The organism is Pseudomonas sp. PDM09 (assembly GCF_014852305.1).
Classification (GTDB): Bacteria; Pseudomonadota; Gammaproteobacteria; order Pseudomonadales; family Pseudomonadaceae; genus Aquipseudomonas.
Genome location: NZ_JACVBI010000001.1, coordinates 603705 through 620336, shown reverse-complemented (window position 1 = coordinate 620336; position 16632 = coordinate 603705). Strand labels below are relative to the sequence as shown.

Annotated in this window: 13 protein-coding genes and 1 pseudogene; 8 read left to right on the top strand and 6 right to left on the bottom strand. The window is 59.7% G+C overall.

The window, feature by feature from the left end:
• Positions 1–152 precede the first annotated feature (152 nt).
• The 4 genes and pseudogenes from ccoN to IB250_RS28565 all read left to right on the top strand — a co-directional run.
• Positions 153–1580: a cytochrome-c oxidase, cbb3-type subunit I gene (gene ccoN / locus IB250_RS02805; protein WP_192342875.1), complete on the top strand. Its 1428-nt coding sequence runs from the start codon at positions 153–155 to the stop codon at positions 1578–1580.
• A 15-nt stretch (positions 1581–1595) separates the two neighbouring features.
• Positions 1596–1817: a cbb3-type cytochrome c oxidase subunit 3 gene (locus IB250_RS02800; protein ID WP_192342874.1), complete on the top strand. Its 222-nt coding sequence runs from the start codon at positions 1596–1598 to the stop codon at positions 1815–1817.
• A gap of 179 nt (positions 1818–1996) precedes the next feature.
• Complete coding sequence (locus IB250_RS02795; RefSeq protein ID WP_192342873.1) at positions 1997–4045, top strand: hypothetical protein; 2049 nt, start codon at positions 1997–1999, stop codon at positions 4043–4045.
• 10 nt (positions 4046–4055) lie between these two features.
• Positions 4056–4136: pseudogene (locus IB250_RS28565) on the top strand (cbb3-type cytochrome c oxidase subunit 3); the annotation flags it as partial.
• A 150-nt stretch (positions 4137–4286) separates the two neighbouring features.
• On the opposite strand, the gene IB250_RS02790 reads toward IB250_RS28565, so the two are convergent.
• Together IB250_RS02790 and IB250_RS02785 are read right to left on the bottom strand one after the other, a co-directional pair.
• Complete coding sequence (locus IB250_RS02790; RefSeq protein WP_192342872.1) at positions 4287–4781, bottom strand: hypothetical protein; 495 nt, start codon at positions 4779–4781, stop codon at positions 4287–4289.
• 70 nt (positions 4782–4851) lie between these two features.
• The gene (locus IB250_RS02785) at positions 4852–5628 is read right to left on the bottom strand and encodes a helix-turn-helix domain-containing protein (RefSeq protein WP_192342871.1); all 777 of its coding nucleotides are present in this window, start codon (positions 5626–5628) and stop codon (positions 4852–4854) included.
• Between the two features lie 92 nt (positions 5629–5720).
• Here IB250_RS02785 and IB250_RS02780 point away from each other — a divergent pair, with 92 nt between their 5' ends.
• Complete coding sequence (locus IB250_RS02780; RefSeq protein ID WP_192342870.1) at positions 5721–6413, top strand: aspartate/glutamate racemase family protein; 693 nt, start codon at positions 5721–5723, stop codon at positions 6411–6413.
• Positions 6414–6558: 145 nt separating this feature from the next.
• On the opposite strand, the gene IB250_RS02775 is transcribed toward IB250_RS02780, so the two are convergent.
• Entirely contained in the window at positions 6559–7086 is a 528-nt protein-coding gene (locus tag IB250_RS02775) for a GNAT family N-acetyltransferase (protein WP_192342869.1), read from the bottom strand.
• A gap of 452 nt (positions 7087–7538) precedes the next feature.
• On the opposite strand from IB250_RS02775, the gene IB250_RS02770 reads away from it, so the two are divergent.
• Complete coding sequence (locus IB250_RS02770; RefSeq protein WP_192342868.1) at positions 7539–7688, top strand: hypothetical protein; 150 nt, start codon at positions 7539–7541, stop codon at positions 7686–7688.
• Positions 7689–7812: 124 nt separating this feature from the next.
• Here IB250_RS02770 and IB250_RS02765 read toward each other — a convergent pair whose 3' ends face one another.
• Positions 7813–8790, bottom strand: a complete 978-nt coding sequence (locus IB250_RS02765; RefSeq protein ID WP_192342867.1) for a LysR family transcriptional regulator — start codon at positions 8788–8790, stop codon at positions 7813–7815.
• A gap of 85 nt (positions 8791–8875) precedes the next feature.
• Positions 8876–9316, bottom strand: coding sequence for a carboxymuconolactone decarboxylase family protein (locus IB250_RS02760; RefSeq protein WP_192342866.1), 441 nt, complete (start codon positions 9314–9316; stop codon positions 8876–8878).
• A 205-nt stretch (positions 9317–9521) separates the two neighbouring features.
• Here IB250_RS02760 and IB250_RS02755 point away from each other — a divergent pair, with 205 nt between their 5' ends.
• Entirely contained in the window at positions 9522–10955 is a 1434-nt protein-coding gene (locus IB250_RS02755) for a PLP-dependent aminotransferase family protein (RefSeq protein ID WP_192342865.1), read from the top strand.
• 123 nt (positions 10956–11078) lie between these two features.
• On the top strand, positions 11079–11372 hold the full coding sequence (locus tag IB250_RS02750; protein ID WP_063343499.1) for a putative quinol monooxygenase: 294 nt from the start codon (positions 11079–11081) through the stop codon (positions 11370–11372).
• 212 nt (positions 11373–11584) lie between these two features.
• Here the strand turns inward: IB250_RS02750 and IB250_RS02745 are convergent, their stop codons facing one another.
• Complete coding sequence (locus IB250_RS02745; protein WP_192342864.1) at positions 11585–16492, bottom strand: NAD-glutamate dehydrogenase; 4908 nt, start codon at positions 16490–16492, stop codon at positions 11585–11587.
• Positions 16493–16632 lie beyond the last annotated feature (140 nt).

Genomic DNA, 16632 nt, shown 5'->3' with positions numbered 1-16632 from the left:
AGGGCGCGGCCTATGGCCGCAGGCCCGCATCACATCTGATCCGCATAAACTCGGTTTTTCTGAGTCTGTTTTGTCTGCGGCAGGGTTTCTACAGTTCATGCATGCCAGACCGGGTGGCCTGGCAAGTCTTTGCAACCGTGGAAGAATTGACCATGAGCACAGCAACAATCGGACAGGCCTATAACTACAAGGTCGTTCGCCAATTCGTCGTGGCAACCATCGTCTGGGGCGTCGTCGGGATGGCGATGGGGGTGTGGATCGCCTCGCAACTGGTGTGGCCGGAGATGAACCTCGACCTGCCGTGGACCACCTTCGGCCGCTTGCGCCCGTTGCACACCAGCCTGGTGATTTTCGGCTTTGCCGGCAGCGCGCAATTCGCCGCCAGTTACTACGCGGTGCAACGCACCTGCCAAGTGCGGCTGTATTCCGACAAGCTCGCCGCGTTCACCTTCTGGGGCTGGCAATCGGTGATCGTGGTGATGCTGATCACCCTGCCGCTGGGCTACACCACCACCAAGGAATACGCCGAGATCGAATTCTCCGGCGCGGTGTGGATGACGGTGGTCTGGGTCGCTTACGCCATCGTGTTCTTCACCACTGTGGTGCAACGCAAGACCAAACACATCTACGTCGGCAACTGGTTTTTCGGCGCGTTCATCGTGGTGATCGCCATGCTGCACGTGGTCAATCACCTGTCGATTCCGGTGGACTGGTTCAAGTCGTATCCGGTGTATTCCGGGGCCACCGATGCCATGGTGCAGTGGTGGTACGGGCACAACGCGGTGGGATTCTTCCTGACCACCGGCTTCCTCGGGATGATGTATTACTTCGTGCCGAAACAGGTCGGCCGGCCGGTGTATTCCTATCGGTTGTCGATCGTGCATTTCTGGGCGCTGATCACCCTGTACATCTGGGCCGGCCCACACCACTTGCACTACACCGCACTGCCAGACTGGGCGCAGTCGCTGGGCATGGCGATGTCGCTGATCCTGTTGGCGCCGAGTTGGGGCGGCATGATCAACGGCATGATGACCCTGTCGGGCGCCTGGCATAAATTGCGCACCGACCCGATCCTGCGCTTTCTGGTGCTGTCCCTGGCCTTCTACGGCATGTCGACGTTTGAAGGGCCGATGATGGCGATCAAGACGGTGAACGCCCTCTCCCACTACACCGACTGGACCATCGGCCACGTTCACGCCGGGGCCCTGGGCTGGGTGGCGATGATCACCTTCGGCGCCGTCTACCACATGGTCCCGAAAGTCTTCGGCCGCCCACAGATGCACAGCATCGGCCTGATCAACGCACACTTCTGGCTGGCGACCATCGGCACCGTGCTGTACATCGCCTCGATGTGGGTCAACGGCATCACCCAGGGTTTGATGTGGCGCGCGATCAACGACGACGGCACGCTGACCTACTCCTTCGTCGAAGCCTTGCAGGCCAGTCATCCGGGGTTTGTGGTGCGCTTCGTCGGCGGGGTGTTCTTCCTTAGCGGCATGTTGCTGATGGCCTACAACACCTGGCGCACGGTGCGGGTGTCGGACGTGAAGATGGCTGAACTTGAAGCGCAGATTGCCTGAGGCAAGGAGCCTGACATGATCGAGATGGCGCTGAATCTATTGGGTGTTCTGGGGCTTTGGCTGGCGGTCGAATACTGCCTGAAACAGCAGACGGCCGAGAGCCTGGACGATGCCAGCCTGATTCCGTTCGCCGATGATCCCGAGGTGGCGCGGCGGGTGGAATTGGCGACGGGTAAGACTGTGAAAGCAGTGGCGCCGGAAGAGGTGAAGCCGGGTTGGGGCAACCTCGAAATCTGAGGTGCAACCAATACACTGTGGGCTTGCCCTGGGCTACACAGTTTTACTCTGTCACGCAGCTTTGAACTTCGACCATTCATCAAAAAACCGTTCCCCCTATCAGATCTGACAGTAGCCATGTTCGTTGAACTGCTATTTGATGACTCCAGTCCATTGACCATCGTGCAGGAGCCTCAGACATGACCACCCCCGAATCCATCGACAACACCGTACTGATACTATCCCTGCCCCGCGTGCTCGGCGCCACCCGACCCGTTGAGGGGGCCAATATCGGCGTCTCTTTGCTTATTTACGATCTGGCCGACGAGGGAGCCACTGTCGAGGTCGATCCGCCCTTGTCAGGCACGATGGATCCCGGGGATGTCATGCAATTGTGGCTGGAGGATGACCACACGCTCCTGGACAGCGAGATCATTGTGGACGTGAATGCCAAGACAACCTTGCGCATCCCCAAAGACCGGCTGCATCCGGACCGGATCAACGAGTTGTACTACACCATCACCCGTAACAGTCAAAACATCGGCACCTCCACGCCGCCGTTGACCATGCTCTACAACAAGATCCGCCCTGGTCTGAAGGACACCCATCCTGAGGATGGTCATTCGGAGCTTAAGTTGTTGCTGCCCGATGTGATCAGGAATGGTGTAGGCCCCGATTTTGTCAGCGCAAGGGTGTGCGTGTCATACCCGTATTGCCGGGCCTATGATGACGTCAGCCTGAAATGCAACGGCGAGCTCATGACCTATCAGGTCAGCAAGGACGAGGCCCCGGAACCGCCCAACCCGGGCTCGGCGATCCCGACCACGGTGTACTTTACCGTGACCCGCAACTACCTGAAACAAGCACAAAGACCGGGCAATAAACTGGTTTTTTCCTACACTGTCACCGACCAGATCGGTAACGGCCCAGACACCAACGCGGTGTGGTCGGCGTCGCAAGAAGCTGAAGAAGACCTGGACGGTCTCTCCTTGCTGATGCCAATCCTGCGTGAAATTCAGAGTGATGTTACGGATGATCCGGGCATCATCGATTTGGAAAAGCTTGGCCCTAATCCGCTGTGGTTTATTGCACTGACCGACGACTCGCGCATTCAGGTGGGGGACACGATCAACGCTACCTACACCGCGACAATCGAGGGCCAGCCGGACGTCGTGGTGTCGCCCAGCGGGACGGTGGAGGCGGATGAGTTCGGGCAGAAAAACCCCTGCATCCTGCAGATTCCAAACAACAAGGTCATCACCGGCAGCAAAGTGACGGCGACATACGGGCTGTTCAGGGGAGGGGTTGAGATCGGCAAATCCAGGACGGCCACGGCAAAGGTGATTGGTCCAGAGCTCCACCCAGAGATCACCTCGGTGAGGGATTCCAAAAACAATGAAATCCCGAATGGCGGAAGCACCGTTGATGTCACTGTCACGCTCAGCGGTAACGGCCGTAACGACCAACGAGTTGAGGTTTTTGATAACGCGAGCTCGCAAGGGATTGCACTCGTAGATAGCGACGGTGACTGGAGCAAAACGGTGACAGGATTGGTAGAGGGCACTCACAGTTTCATCGTCAAATCCCTGTATGGCAACGGGCTGGAATCGTCCCCATGGAGCCTGACCCGGCGCGCGCCATTGGAAGTTGCAGACCCAAACGTTTCACTCAGGGGCACCCAAATTATTTCAGCCCCAGTTCCCTACAATCCTCAGTTTTCAAGAACAAAGTATGTGATTCCCGGAACCACCGATGTACGAATACCCACGGGAGGGAAACCACCCTACACTTACACATCAAGCAATCCCAATATAGTGACCGTAGAGCAGACAGGCGTCATGAGTTCCACAGGGAACGGTAGAGCAACGATTACCATCAGAGATAGCGTGGGAGACAGTGTGGTGATCCAAGTGCAATGCGAGAACGTATACCAACTCCTTGCAGGCAACTTACTATATACCTTCAGTGCATATGAAGAATGGCTAACGGGAACTGACTGCGTGCCCCCAGGCGCTTCCCGTTACTTCAACGCGATCCAGTTCGCATATGAGGGATTCCCAGCCGATGCATTCCCTTCCGTGTACTGGTCCCTCAACTCCCCCAACTACCCAGGCAAAGCCTACCGGATAAAAACATCCGGAGTCCCCATCGGCGAGCCACCTTACCTGCAAGGAGTCATACAAGAACATATAGAACAAGGGACAATCAGATTAAAGCCGCTAGGAATCCGACCAAAAACCGGCTTTTAACTCTGCCAGAATGGGATTGAATCTGTTGGGCGTGCAGGGGCTTTGGCTGGCGGTCGAGTACTGTTTGAAGCACCAGACGGCCGAGATGCTGCAGTGAAGCCGTCTTTTGCGAACGCCGTAAATCAATGTGGGAGCGAGCCTGCTCGCGATAGCGGAGGGTCAGTCAACCATACATGTTGATTGCTAAACCGCCATCGCGAGCAGGCTCGCTCCCACAGGGAATGCGCAATGCTCAGAGCATTCAGCCGCGCTCACGGGGAATCAGGCTCTGCAGTTGCTGCGCCAGGAAGTTCGCATCGAAGGCAAAGGTATCCGGGTCTTTCAAACCATTGGTCTTGCGCCATTGCCAATTGCTGGAGGGCGGCAGGCACACCAGCGAAATGCTGCCATAACGCGCGGCGGTCAAGCCCATCACTGCCAGGGAAATCTGCCCACCCGCGCCCATCACGTCCGGCACGAACTCCACTGGTTTACCGGCAATCACAACAGACAGTTTCTCGGTCTTGAACGGCGACGTCTCGAGCGGCACGCTCGGCCCCGACGCGACATACGCCTCGCGACTCACTTCCAGCAGATTCGGCGTCAGGATCGGAGCCAGCCACTGCTGGATCTGATCGAACAACTCACCAATGCGCGTCGCCCACACGGCCGATTGCGACTCAAACAGTTGCTTCTTGTGCGCTTCGCTATCTGCATAGTGGCGAAGCATCTCGCCCAGTTGCTGTACATCGTCCATTGCGGTGTTCCTTTGGTTGAAGCGTTGCTGCGGACTTTGAGCATGGCAGATGCGCGCCACAGACGTACGACTAAAAGCGTGAACGGTATTGGCGAGGGGTCATGCCCAGGTGCTTGCGGAAGGCACTGCCCATATGGGACTGATGGGCGAAACCGGCATCCAGAGCGATACAGGCCAAGGATAGATCAGTGCATTCGATCATCCTTCGTGCCGCCTGAAGGCGCATTTCAATGAGGTAAGCGTAGGGTGTCAGGCCGATAGTCTGGGTGAAATCGCGCAGAAAGCGCAGCTCGTTTTGCCCATAGGTGGCAGCCAATTGTTCCAGCGTCAGAGGCTGCTGGAACTGCTCGCTGATCTGCTCCATGACGCGAGCGAAGGCCCGGGGCGCCGCACGCTGCGTGATATCGGCTTTCCAATTCGCTACGCCAACCAGCGCCACGGCACATTGCTCAAGTGCCAGCAAGTCGGGTTGCGTGGCGAGCAACTGACGCCGTACCTCTCGCGCCAGAGACAACGCTCGTCGATTGCCGCAAGACTGCACGCGGTGGGCGACGGAGGGTAACTGTTCGCTGGCTAACTGCTCGTCCAACTGCATCAGCAGATACTCGCCACCGGTGGCTGATTCGGAAAACACCTCCACGCCGATAGGCGTATAAGCCAATACACCCGCAAAGGTATCAAAATCTGTCCGTCGGTCAGAATCGATCGCATGCACGCCTTGCTGACGTTCCAGTGTCACCCCTAGCGTTTTTGACTGTGCCGGATCGCGCGCGCTGTAGGCCGCACGAGGCAAGAGTTGCAGGCAGATTTTGCCACCCGGCAGGCGCTGGCTCAGCACACTGGGCATGTGAAATTTCCTGATAGATCGCCATGAAGACCCACGGGATACTCTCGAATAAAGAGCACCCTCGCAAGGGTTTGCCACTACAGGAGCACAACATGCGCACCATCGGCCTTATCGGCGGCATGAGCTGGGAGTCCAGCGCCGAATATTACCGTCTCATCAACCAGCAAGTACGCGACCGCCTCGGGCCGTTGCGCTCGGCGAAACTGTTGATGTACAGCGTCGACTTCGGCCCGGTCGAACAGGCCCAGCATGCCGGGCGCTGGGACGATGCGGCGGCGATTCTGGTGGATGCGGCCCAGCGTCTGGAAGCAGGTGGCGCCGAGTGCGTGGTGCTGTGTACCAACACCATGCACAAGGTGGCCGGGCAGATTCAGGCGGCGATCGATATTCCGTTCCTGCACATTGCCGACCCGGCCGCTCAGGCGGCACTGGACGCCGGTGCGCTGCGGGTGGGTTTGCTGGGTACTGCGTTCACCATGGAGCAAGACTTTCTCAAGGCACGTCTGACGGCCAAGGGCCTGACAGTGCTGGTACCGGAGGCTGAGGAGCGCCAGGCCGTGCACCGGATCATCTATAACGAGTTGTGCGTCGGGGTGATCAGCGAGGCGTCACGTCAGGTCTATCAACGGGTGATCGAGTCGCTGACCGAACGCGGCGCCCAAGCGATTATCCTCGGCTGTACCGAAATCGGCCTGCTGATCAAACCCGAGCACAGCGCCCTGCCCTTGCTCGACACCACCGAACTGCATGCGCAGGCGGCGGTGGCGTTCGCGTTGGACGACTGACTCGCGCAGAACCTGTAGGAGCGAGCGGTGCGTCGATCCGACTTGCCCGCGAAGAATGCACCGCGGTTTTTCAGGTATTACGCGTCATCGTTCTTCGCGGGCAAGCCACGCTCCCACAGGATGTTCGTCGCTCACATTTCTTGACTTATCGGCGTTGGGCCTCGGGCGTGCGACGCAGGCGCGCCATGCTCAGGGTATCGACCAGCCGACCGTCACGCACGGCGTAATCGCGGAACAGGCCTTCGGTCTCGAAACCGAATTTCTGGTACAGGCCGATGGCTGCTTCGTTGTCGGCGTACACCGAGAGTTCGACCCGTTGCAGGTTCATCCAGTTGTCGGCGACGTCCAGCGCTGCTGCCAGCAATTTCGAACCGACACCCTTGCCCTGCCACGCCACGGCGACACCCATGCCAAAGCTGCCGGCGTGGCTGCGGCGGATCCGCGAAAACTGCTCAAGGCCAATGTTGCCGATGACCGATCCCTGGTGCAGCGCCACCAGTTTCACCGCGCGCTCGTTGTCCGCCATCAGGCGCTGGCGCCAGACCTCGGTGGACTGAAACGGCATTTGCAGCACCTGCCGGGCCACGGCGGGGTCGTTGTAGAGCGCGGTGATGCCCTCGATGTGGGATTCGCTGAAACGTTCGAGGTGAATGGCGGGGTCATGGTCGGGCATGGCGGTGTTCGTCCTTGATCGGTGTGTGACCGGTCACTCTAAACCGCGATCCCCATGAGTGGCGAGATCAAAATGTGGGAGCGGAGATTCGGGCGCGGACCTGACGAAAACAAAGTCAAAAGATCGCAGCCTTCGGCAGCTCATGCATTGATCGTGTGTACCCGTCATTCAGCGGGTGTACCCAATCTCTGTAGGAGCTGCCGAAGGCTGCGATCTTTTGCTCTTGATGGCAGGCTGTGGCGGTGTTTTGTGTCCGTTGCCGGTTGCCGAGATGCGTGCTGCATGCAGAGCGGCATGGCTAGACCGTTGACGCGACAACCACCTGCTAGAGTAAAAAACATACCCATCGACTATCCAGCACCGGAGTCGTGCACCGCCACCTGGACGTTCGACTTGAGAAACGACGTTATTCGCCGGACTGAATGTCACCTTTGGAAAATGAGGAAATTTCTATGAAAGGTTTGCTTCGCGCCGCAGGATTCAGCCTGATGGCGTTTTTCGCAAGTTGTGGTGTTGGTGCTCAGACAGTGCACAGTCATGCTGCGCCGCCTGCCTTCCCCGCCACACCGGCCGATATCCAAGCGGATAGCCAAAGAAATTGATCGTTCTCATGTTCCACGGAGGGCTTGGGGACGGGCTTGCTCGCGAAGGCGGTGTGTCAGTCGACATCAATGTTGCCTGACGCACCGCCTTCGCGAGCAAGCCCGCTCCCACATTAGTTAGTCGTCAACTCTCGAACCACTCCCGCCGCTCGCTGAAGGTGTTGTGGATCAGTTCGACGATCCGCTGCACCTCGGTCTCATTCCGGGAATCGGCATTGACCGCCATCCACACCTGGCGCTGCATCGGTTGCTTGAAGAGCCCGGGTAACGCCACCAGCCCCCGGTCGAATTGGCTCATGTACTGCGGCAATAAACCGATGCAGGCGCTACAGCGGATCATCTCTAGCATCAGCTCATAGGCATGCAGTTGCACCACCCCCGCCAGGCGCTGCTCCACCAGACTGTTCCACGCACCAAAAGCGCTGACATGACGATCGTGCTGCCATTGCACCAGCATGAAATCGGCCAGGTCACCCAGGCTGTCCGGCCGCGCCGCGACCCGTGAATACCGTTTGGCGATGTGCGGCAGATAGTCCAGCCGTGCCAGTCGCTGGGGTTCGCTGATGGCAAAACTGGGGCCTGGCGACGGCGAATCGGTGCCGGCCAGCCACACCACCACATCGGCACTGATCGCTCGCAGGGACAGTTCGCTGTCCAGGGAAATGATGTCCAGGCGCACACTGGCGTTGCGCCGCAGCAGCGAGACCAGATCACGGCCGAGGATGTCGTGCAGGATCGATTCGGCGACGGCCAGGCGAATCAAGGGCTGTTCGATCACGGGCAAGTCGCGTTCACGGGCCAGGGCAATCAACTGCGCCTGAAGCCGCAAGCCGTCACGACTGAGTGCAAAGCCATTGCCCGAGTGGCTGAACAGCGAACGCCGCAGTTGCGCTTCAAGTTGTGCCAGTTGTTTACGCAATTGGGTCGATTTGATGTTGAGGCTGCGGGCCGCTTGCATGAAACAACCGCAACGGGCGCAGACCCGGAAAGACTGCACCAGCACCGGATCGATTCCGGCCAGTGAGTGTAAGGATTGGTTTTGTTCTACGGGCCAACGGTACTCGGTCACACCCTGACGATCAGTGGGTTCCATGAATGACATTGATGACTCCCTGTCGATCTGTCCTTGAGCGTTTTATCCTGCTGACTGTTTATGAACTTGATGTGACGGCCGCACAAAAAGCGAATCAACCACCGGGCGTTTGCCGAAAGCTCACCGCCAGGCGGTTCCAGCTGTTGATGGTGCTGACGGCCAGGGTCAGGTCGACCAGTTCACCGTCGCTGAACTGCTCCCGGGCCTGAGCGTAAACGTCATCCGGCACGTGGCTTTGCGAAAGCAGGGTCACCGCTTCGGTCCAGGCCAGGGCCGCCTGCTCCCGAGGGTTGAAAAAGTTGCTGTCGCGCCAGACCACGATCGCGTAAAGCCGGCGATCGCTCTCACCGAAGCGGCGCGCGTCCACCGAATGCATGTCGGTGCAGAAGGCGCAGCCATTGAGCTGCGAGGCGCGGATTTTGATCAGGTTCAACAAGGCCGGTTCGATGCTCAGGTCGCGGGTCAAGGCCTCCATGGCGATCATGGCTTTCATTGCTTTGGGCGATGCGCTGTAGTAATCCAGACGGGAGTTCATGGGGCGACCTCGGGGATCGGATAGGTGACTCCAAGGTAGAGGCTGATCCGCGAGCGTCACAGGTCCAATTCGTCGAAAAAACCATGGACCGCCCGGCAGCAGGCCAATCGCAGGTTTTTCGCCCACGCAACTTCTGCGCAGCCGTTCATGCGGGTAATCTGGCGCGACGCACAGTCGCCTCAACCGCCCCAGGAGCCCCGCCGGTATGGAACTTCATGTTGTCATCAACGGCCGCAAGGACCTGGCAGGCCAGTTGTACCGGCAACTGCGCGACGCCATTGAATCCGGTCGCCTGACAGCCGGGACGCAACTGCCGCCCAGCCGCTTGCTGGCCGAACAACTGGGGATCTCGCGCAAGACCATTTCCGACACGTATGCGCAATTGACCTATGAGAACTTCCTCACCGGGGTGATCGGCAAAGGCACTTACGTCAATGCCCGGGCGGCGAAAATCGTCCACAAGCAGAGCCACTCGGAGCTGGCGAGCTTTGAGGTCATCGAACGCTGGCGCAACCTGCCGACATTCTTGCGCCACCCGACGCTGGAAGGTTCGTTGCGTTACGAGTTCATTGGTGGCGCCACCAGCAAGGGCCAGTTCCCGCAGGACGACTGGCGCCGCTGCACTTCCCATGCCTTGCGCCAGATGGCCGGTTCCAAAGGTTTCTATAGCCTGCCCGAAGGCCTGCCGGCGCTGCGCAATGCCATCGCACAGCACATCGCGTTTTCACGCGGGGTCAACTGCCAGGACGAAGACGTGGTGGTGTGCAATGGCGCCCAACAGGCGCTGGACCTGATTTCCCGGGTGTTGACCCAACCGGGCAGCCTCGTCGCCATGGAAGACCCCGGTTACCCGCCGGCGCGTCTGTTGTTCGGGAGCCATGGCGCAACGGTGGTCGGCGTGCCGGTGGATGCGCAAGGCATTCAGGTCGAGCACATTCCCGATGGCACCCGGCTGATTTACGTCACCCCGTCGCACCAGTTCCCCTTGGGCATGCCCATGAGCCAGGCCCGGCGCGAAGCCCTGCTCGCAAGGGCCTATGAGCTGGGGGCGATCATTATCGAAGACGATTACGACAGCGAATTCCGCTACGAAGGCCGGCCCACCGACTCGCTGCAAAGCCTGGATGAGCGCGGCATCGTCGCCTACGTCGGCACTTTTTCGAAGACCTTGCTGCCGGAACTGCGGCTCGGGTACGCGATATTGCCGCCGGCGATTCTCGAAGCGGTGATCCGCGCCAAGCAGCTCACCGACCTGCATACCTCCACCCTGCCCCAATGGGCGCTCGCCAAGTTCATCGCCGAGGGCTGTCTGCTCAAGCACATCAGGCGCTGCCATACGATTTACGCCGGGCGCCGTGAACGGATCCTGGCGCGCATGGCCGGCGACCTTTCGCCGTGGTTTGAAGCGGTGCCAACCACGGCCGGGTTCCACATGGCGGTGCTGTGCAAGGTGCCGGTCGATATGCCATTGGTGATCGAATTGGCAAAAAAAGTCGAAGTGGGGCTCTATGCCCTGGACAGCTTTTTTTACCAGCAAGCGCCGCGGGCCGGGCTTTTCCTGGGGTTCGGCGCGATCGAAACCCTGGACATCGACATCGCCCTGGACCGGTTAAGGGATATCTTGCAGCAGCTCGGCTGAGGGATTGGTCTGCGGCTTTATCCGGTGATTGGCTATTGGCGATCTGGGGGTGCAGGCCTATCCTGATTGGGCGTTATCCCTCAATGAGCAGGATTCGTCCGGCCTGATTCAGGAGTGTGAGCAATGTCCAACGAAGTGATTACCACCGTAAAGGTGCAGGCGGCCGCCGGCCGCTCGGACGAACTGGGTAAGCAACTGCAAAAGATTGTCGACACCCTGCGCGAACTTCCGGGCTGTGACTCCTATATGGTCGACCGCTGCCCCGAGGACGACACCCGCTGGACAGTCAGCGCCCGCTGGCAATCGGAAGCGGCCATGCAATCGCATTTCAACTGCCCCGAAGTGCAAGGCTTTATCGGCCTGATCGACAGCCGACTGGCCAACGCGGTCGACTTCAACAGCTTTCCGATCGTTTAAATCAAGACACTCTGGTGATGATCGTTCCCACGCTCTGCGTGGGAATGCAGCCAGGGGCGCTCCGCGCCCCAAAAGCGGACGCAGAGCGTCCGGTGAGGCGTTCCCACGCAGAGCATGGGAACGATCAACGGGTAACGTAACTTCGGTCATTGGTCATCAGACAAAAAAAAGCCCCATCTCTTTCGAGACAGGGCTTTTTCATTCAACGCTTATCAGGCAGCCGGTTCCAGCTCGGTGCTGACAGCGACAGCCGCAGTGGCAGGCACCACCGCTTGACCGCTCAACGCCAGGTCCAGCAGTTCGCGGTTGGCCACTGCGTACATGGCGTAGTCGGTGCCGCTGGCGGCACGGATTTCCACCAGCATGGCGCGCCAGCGTTCGATCATGCCTTCGTGCTCTTCCATCCACAGCGCCAGGCGTGTTTCCACGTCCTGGGTGCCGTCGCCCTGTTGCAGGACAGAGATGGTGATCGCACGTTGTTGCCAGTCGACGTCATCACGGAACGCTTCACGGGCCAGGGCCTGCCAGTTGTTTTCAACCGGCAGAGCGCTGATCTGTTGCAGGTACCAGGTGATGTCCAGCGCACTGCCCACGGCGAAGTAGGCCTTGGCCACGTCCGCTGCGTTCTGGCCGGTCACATCCGAAGCTTCGATGATCGGCAGCAAGGTGTACAGATGAGTGGTGCCTGCAACCATGCGCGCCAGCAACTCAGGCACGCCAGCAGCGACGTAAGCCTGGTAGCGGGTCTGCCAGCCTTCGCGGGTCGGGCCTTCCAGCAGCTCGTCGAGCTTGAGGCCCAACGCCGCCAGGTGCGGACCGAAGTGCGCGACGTCACGGGCAGCGTTCTGCTCGTTGCGACGGCTGCGCAGGAACCAGCGCGTAGCGCGGCGGCCCAGACGCATCAGCTCGTCCATCAGCTCCAGTTGTACGTCAGCGGAAACCTGGTAGTCCAGGGCTTCGATCTGCCGGAACCAGTGCGGGAGGTGGAAGATGTCACGCACGATCACATATGCACCGGCCACGTTCGCCGGGCTCATGCCGGTCGACTCTTTGAGTCGTTGAACGAAGGTGATGCCCATGTGGTTCACCAGATCGTTGGCGATCTGGGTGCTGACGATTTCACGCTTCAGACGGTGACGGCGCATGGCATCGGAGAACTTGCTTACCAGCGTCGGCGGGAAAGCGGTTTCCATGTCGCGGGTCAGGTAGTCGTCGTCCGGCACCAGGGAGTTGAGCAGCGCTTCCTTGAGGTCGATCTTGCTGTAGGAGATCAGCACCGACAGCTCGGCACGGGTCAGGCCATGGCCTTCCGCGAGGCGTTCGTTGATCGCGTCTTCAGCCGGCAGGAACTCGATGGCGCGATCCAGCTTGCCGCGGCCTTCCAGATCGTTCATCAGACGTTTGTATTCGGCAATCCGCACGAAGGCACGACGTGCCGCCAGGGACAGAGCCTGAGTCTGCTTGTAGTTGTTGCCGAGCACCAGATTACCGACTTCGTCGGTCATGCTCGCCAGCAACTGGTTACGTTGCTTGTCGGTCATGTCACCGGCGTGTACCACTTCGTTCAGCAGGATCTTGATGTTCACTTCGTGGTCGGAGCAGTCCACACCACCGGCGTTGTCGATGAAGTCGGTGTTGGAACCGCCGCCATTGAGGCCGAATTCGACACGACCCAGTTGAGTCATACCGAGGTTACCGCCCTCGCCCACGACTTTGCAGCGCAGTTCGTTGCCGTTCACGCGCAGTGCATCGTTGGCCTTGTCGCCGACATCGGCGTGGCTTTCGGTGCTGGCTTTCACGTAGGTGCCGATACCGCCGTTCCACAACAGGTCTACCGGTGCCTTGAGCAAGGCATTGAGCAGTTCGGTCGGGGTCAGCTTGTCAGCCTGAATGTCGAAACGCTCTTTCATCTGCGGGGAAATCGCGATGCTTTTTGCGCTACGGGAGAAGATCCCGCCGCCTTCGGACATGATGCTGGTGTCATAGTCCGACCACGCCGAACGCGGCAAGTCGAACAGACGCTGACGCTCGGCGAAGCTGTTGGCAGGCTCCGGGTTCGGGTCGATGAAGATGTGCAAGTGGTTGAACGCAGCGACCAGTTGCAGCTTGTCGGACATCAGCAAGCCGTTACCGAACACGTCACCGGCCATGTCACCGACGCCCACCACAGTGATGCTGTCTTCCTGGACATTGATGCCGCGCTCGCGGAAGTGGCGTTGTACGCCGACCCACGCGCCCTTGGCGGTAATGCCCATTTTCTTGTGGTCGTAACCCGCCGAGCCACCGGACGCAAAGGCGTCGCCGAGCCAGAAGCCGTAGTCGATGGCGATGCCGTTGGCGATGTCGGAGAAGGTCGCAGTGCCCTTGTCTGCCGCCACTACCAGGTACGGGTCATCGTCGTCATGACGCACGACGTTGGCCGGCGGTACCAGTGCGCCGTCTTTCAGGTTGTCGGTGATGTCCAACAGGCCCGAGATGAAGATGCGGTAGCAGGCGATGCCCTCGGCCGCGATCTCGTCACGGCTGCCGCCCAGCGGCAGGCGACGCGGCAGGAAGCCGCCCTTCGCACCCACCGGCACGATGACCGAGTTCTTCACTTGCTGGGCTTTTACCAGGCCCAGGACTTCGGTGCGGAAGTCTTCTTCACGGTCGGACCAGCGCAGACCACCGCGAGCAACGTTGCCAAAGCGCAGGTGCACGCCTTCGACGCGAGGCGAGTAAACGAAGATTTCGAACTTCGGAACCGGCTTGGGCAGCTCCGGAATCTGGTGCGGGTTGAACTTGAAGCTGAAGTAGGACTTGTTCTGACCGTGGGCGTCGGTCTGGTAGAAGTTGGTCCGCAGGGTCGCTTTGATCAGGTCCAGGTAACGACGCAGGATGCGGTCTTCGTTGAGCACCTGGACATCGTCCAGTGCTGCCAGAATCGCGTGTTCCAGGCGTTGCTGCTTGTCTTCCAGATCGTCGCTGGCAAGCTTGCGCGCCAGGTAGAAACGGGTCTTGAATAACCGGGTCAATTCACGAGCGATGTCGGTGTGGTTGTTCAGGGTGCTGGCGATGTAACCCAGGTCGAAGCCCAGGCGGATCTGCTTCATGTAACGAGCGTAGGCACGCAGCAGCGCCACATCGCGCCATGGCAGGCCGGCGGTCAGCACCAGGCGGTTGAAGGCATCGTTCTCGGCATCGCCACGCACGATGTGGACGAAAGCGTCCTGCAAGGTGTCGTTGAGTTGCTGGATGTCGAGTTCCAGGCCTTCAGCGGCGGTGAACGCGAAATCGTGAATCCAGAATTCGCGGCCGCTGTTGTGGCGCAGGCGATACGGGAACTCACCCAGCACGCGCAGGCCGAGGTTTTCCAGGATCGGCAACACGTCGGACAACGCCAGCGGGGTGTCGGCGTGATACAGCTTGCAGTGCAGCATGCGCTGACCGGAGACCTGGGCCAGCGGCTGATAGAAGCTCATGACCAGCGGATTTTTTTCGCTCAGGCTCAGCAGGTGCTGCATGTCGACCACAGCTGAGTGGGCGGCGAAACGCTCGCGGTAACCAGCCGGGAAGCCTTTCGGGAAGTCGGCCAGCACGTTGGTGCCCTGGGCTTCGCCGAAGCTCTCGACCACCAGGCTCGCGTAGTCGTCCTGCCAGCTGCGGCAGGCCTGTACCACTTCTTTTTCCAGCAGAACCGGGTCGATGTCCAGACGGTTCTTCGGATCGACCCGCAGAATCAGTTGCACACGGGCCAGCACAGACTCGGAGAAGAAGGTCCAGAACTCGCAGTCCGAGGCTTTCAGGCGATCCATCAGCACTTGCTGGATCTTCTGCCGCACTTCGGTGGAGTAGATGTCGCGCGGCACGTAGGCCAGGCAGTAGCAGAAACGGCCGTACGGGTCTTTGCGCAGGAACACACGGATCTTGTTGCGTTCCTGGATCTGTACGATCGACATCACGGTGGTGAACAGCTCGTCCACCGGGGTCTGGAACAAGTCATCGCGGGGCAGTACTTCGAGTACCTGGGCCAGTTCCTTGCCCAAGTGAGCCTTGGCCTGGAAACCCGAACGCTGTTCGATGATCTCGACCTTGCGACGGATGTAAGGAATGACCCGCACGCTTTCGCCATACACCGACGAGGTGTACAGGCCCATGAAGCGGCATTCCTTGACGACCTTGCCATCGGCATCGATCTGGCGGATCGATACGTAATCCGGGTAAGCCGGACGGTGGACACGGCTTGGGTGCGCAGCCTTGGCGAACGACAGCGGCGTCGGTTCGCGCAGGTAGTTGACGGCGTAGTCTTCGATGCGCAGGTCGTCGACGGTCAGGCCGGCGCGCAGCAGTTTGGTCAGGCCGAGGAACGAGTTCTGGTCATATTCGATGTGACCGCCGTTCTGATCCTCGCCCACCACGAACTCTTCGTAGCCCAGGAAGGTGAAGTGGTTGCCCACCAGCCATTCCAGGAAGCTCTTGATTTCGGACTTTTCGTCGGCGTTGATGATGAACTGGCTGTTGTCGATGCCTTCGATCAGCTCCTGGACCTTGGCCTTCATCGGTTCGAAATCGGCGACCGCGACGCGGACTTCACCGAGAACCTGCTCCAGCTCTTTGGTCAGGACGTTCAGTTCGGCCGTGTTGGCGCAACGGTCGATTTCCAGGTACATCAGCGATTCTTGCAGAATGCCTTCGCCCTGGGTGCCTTTGGGCAGGATTTCCAGCAGCTCGCCCTTGCTGCCGCGACGCACGCTCAGCACAGTGGTTTGCAGGGTATGAATGCTGTAGCCGCGACGGTTCAGCTCGGTGCGCACCGAGTCCACCAGGAACGGCAGGTCGTGGTGCAGCACTTCGACCGCGGTGTGGGTCGACTGCCAGCCGTGGCGTTCGTAATCGGGGTTGTAGACGCGCACTTGCGGATGCGCGTGATCGAAGCGCTCAAGCAGGCGCCACGCAGAAAGGGTGCAGCCGGCGAGGTCGGACAACCGACGCTGGGTCAGCTCGTCCAGGGAAATGATGCCGAAGAATTGTTCAGCGAACAGCGCCACTTGTGGCAGTGCCTGTTCACTGATGTGCTGCGCCAGTGCCGCTTGCAGTTGGTGCTGGAAGTCGGCTTTGCTGGCTGCGGTGAAGAACGCCATCTGTGGTACTCCGCTTGGGCTTGTTATTGATGGAAGCGTCGCGTGCAAACCCCTTTCGGGGCAATCCGTCACCCTGTTCCTGATTCTCGGGCAGAGGAAACAGGATGACAGGTGGATGAAGCTGGACGAGACACTCAGGT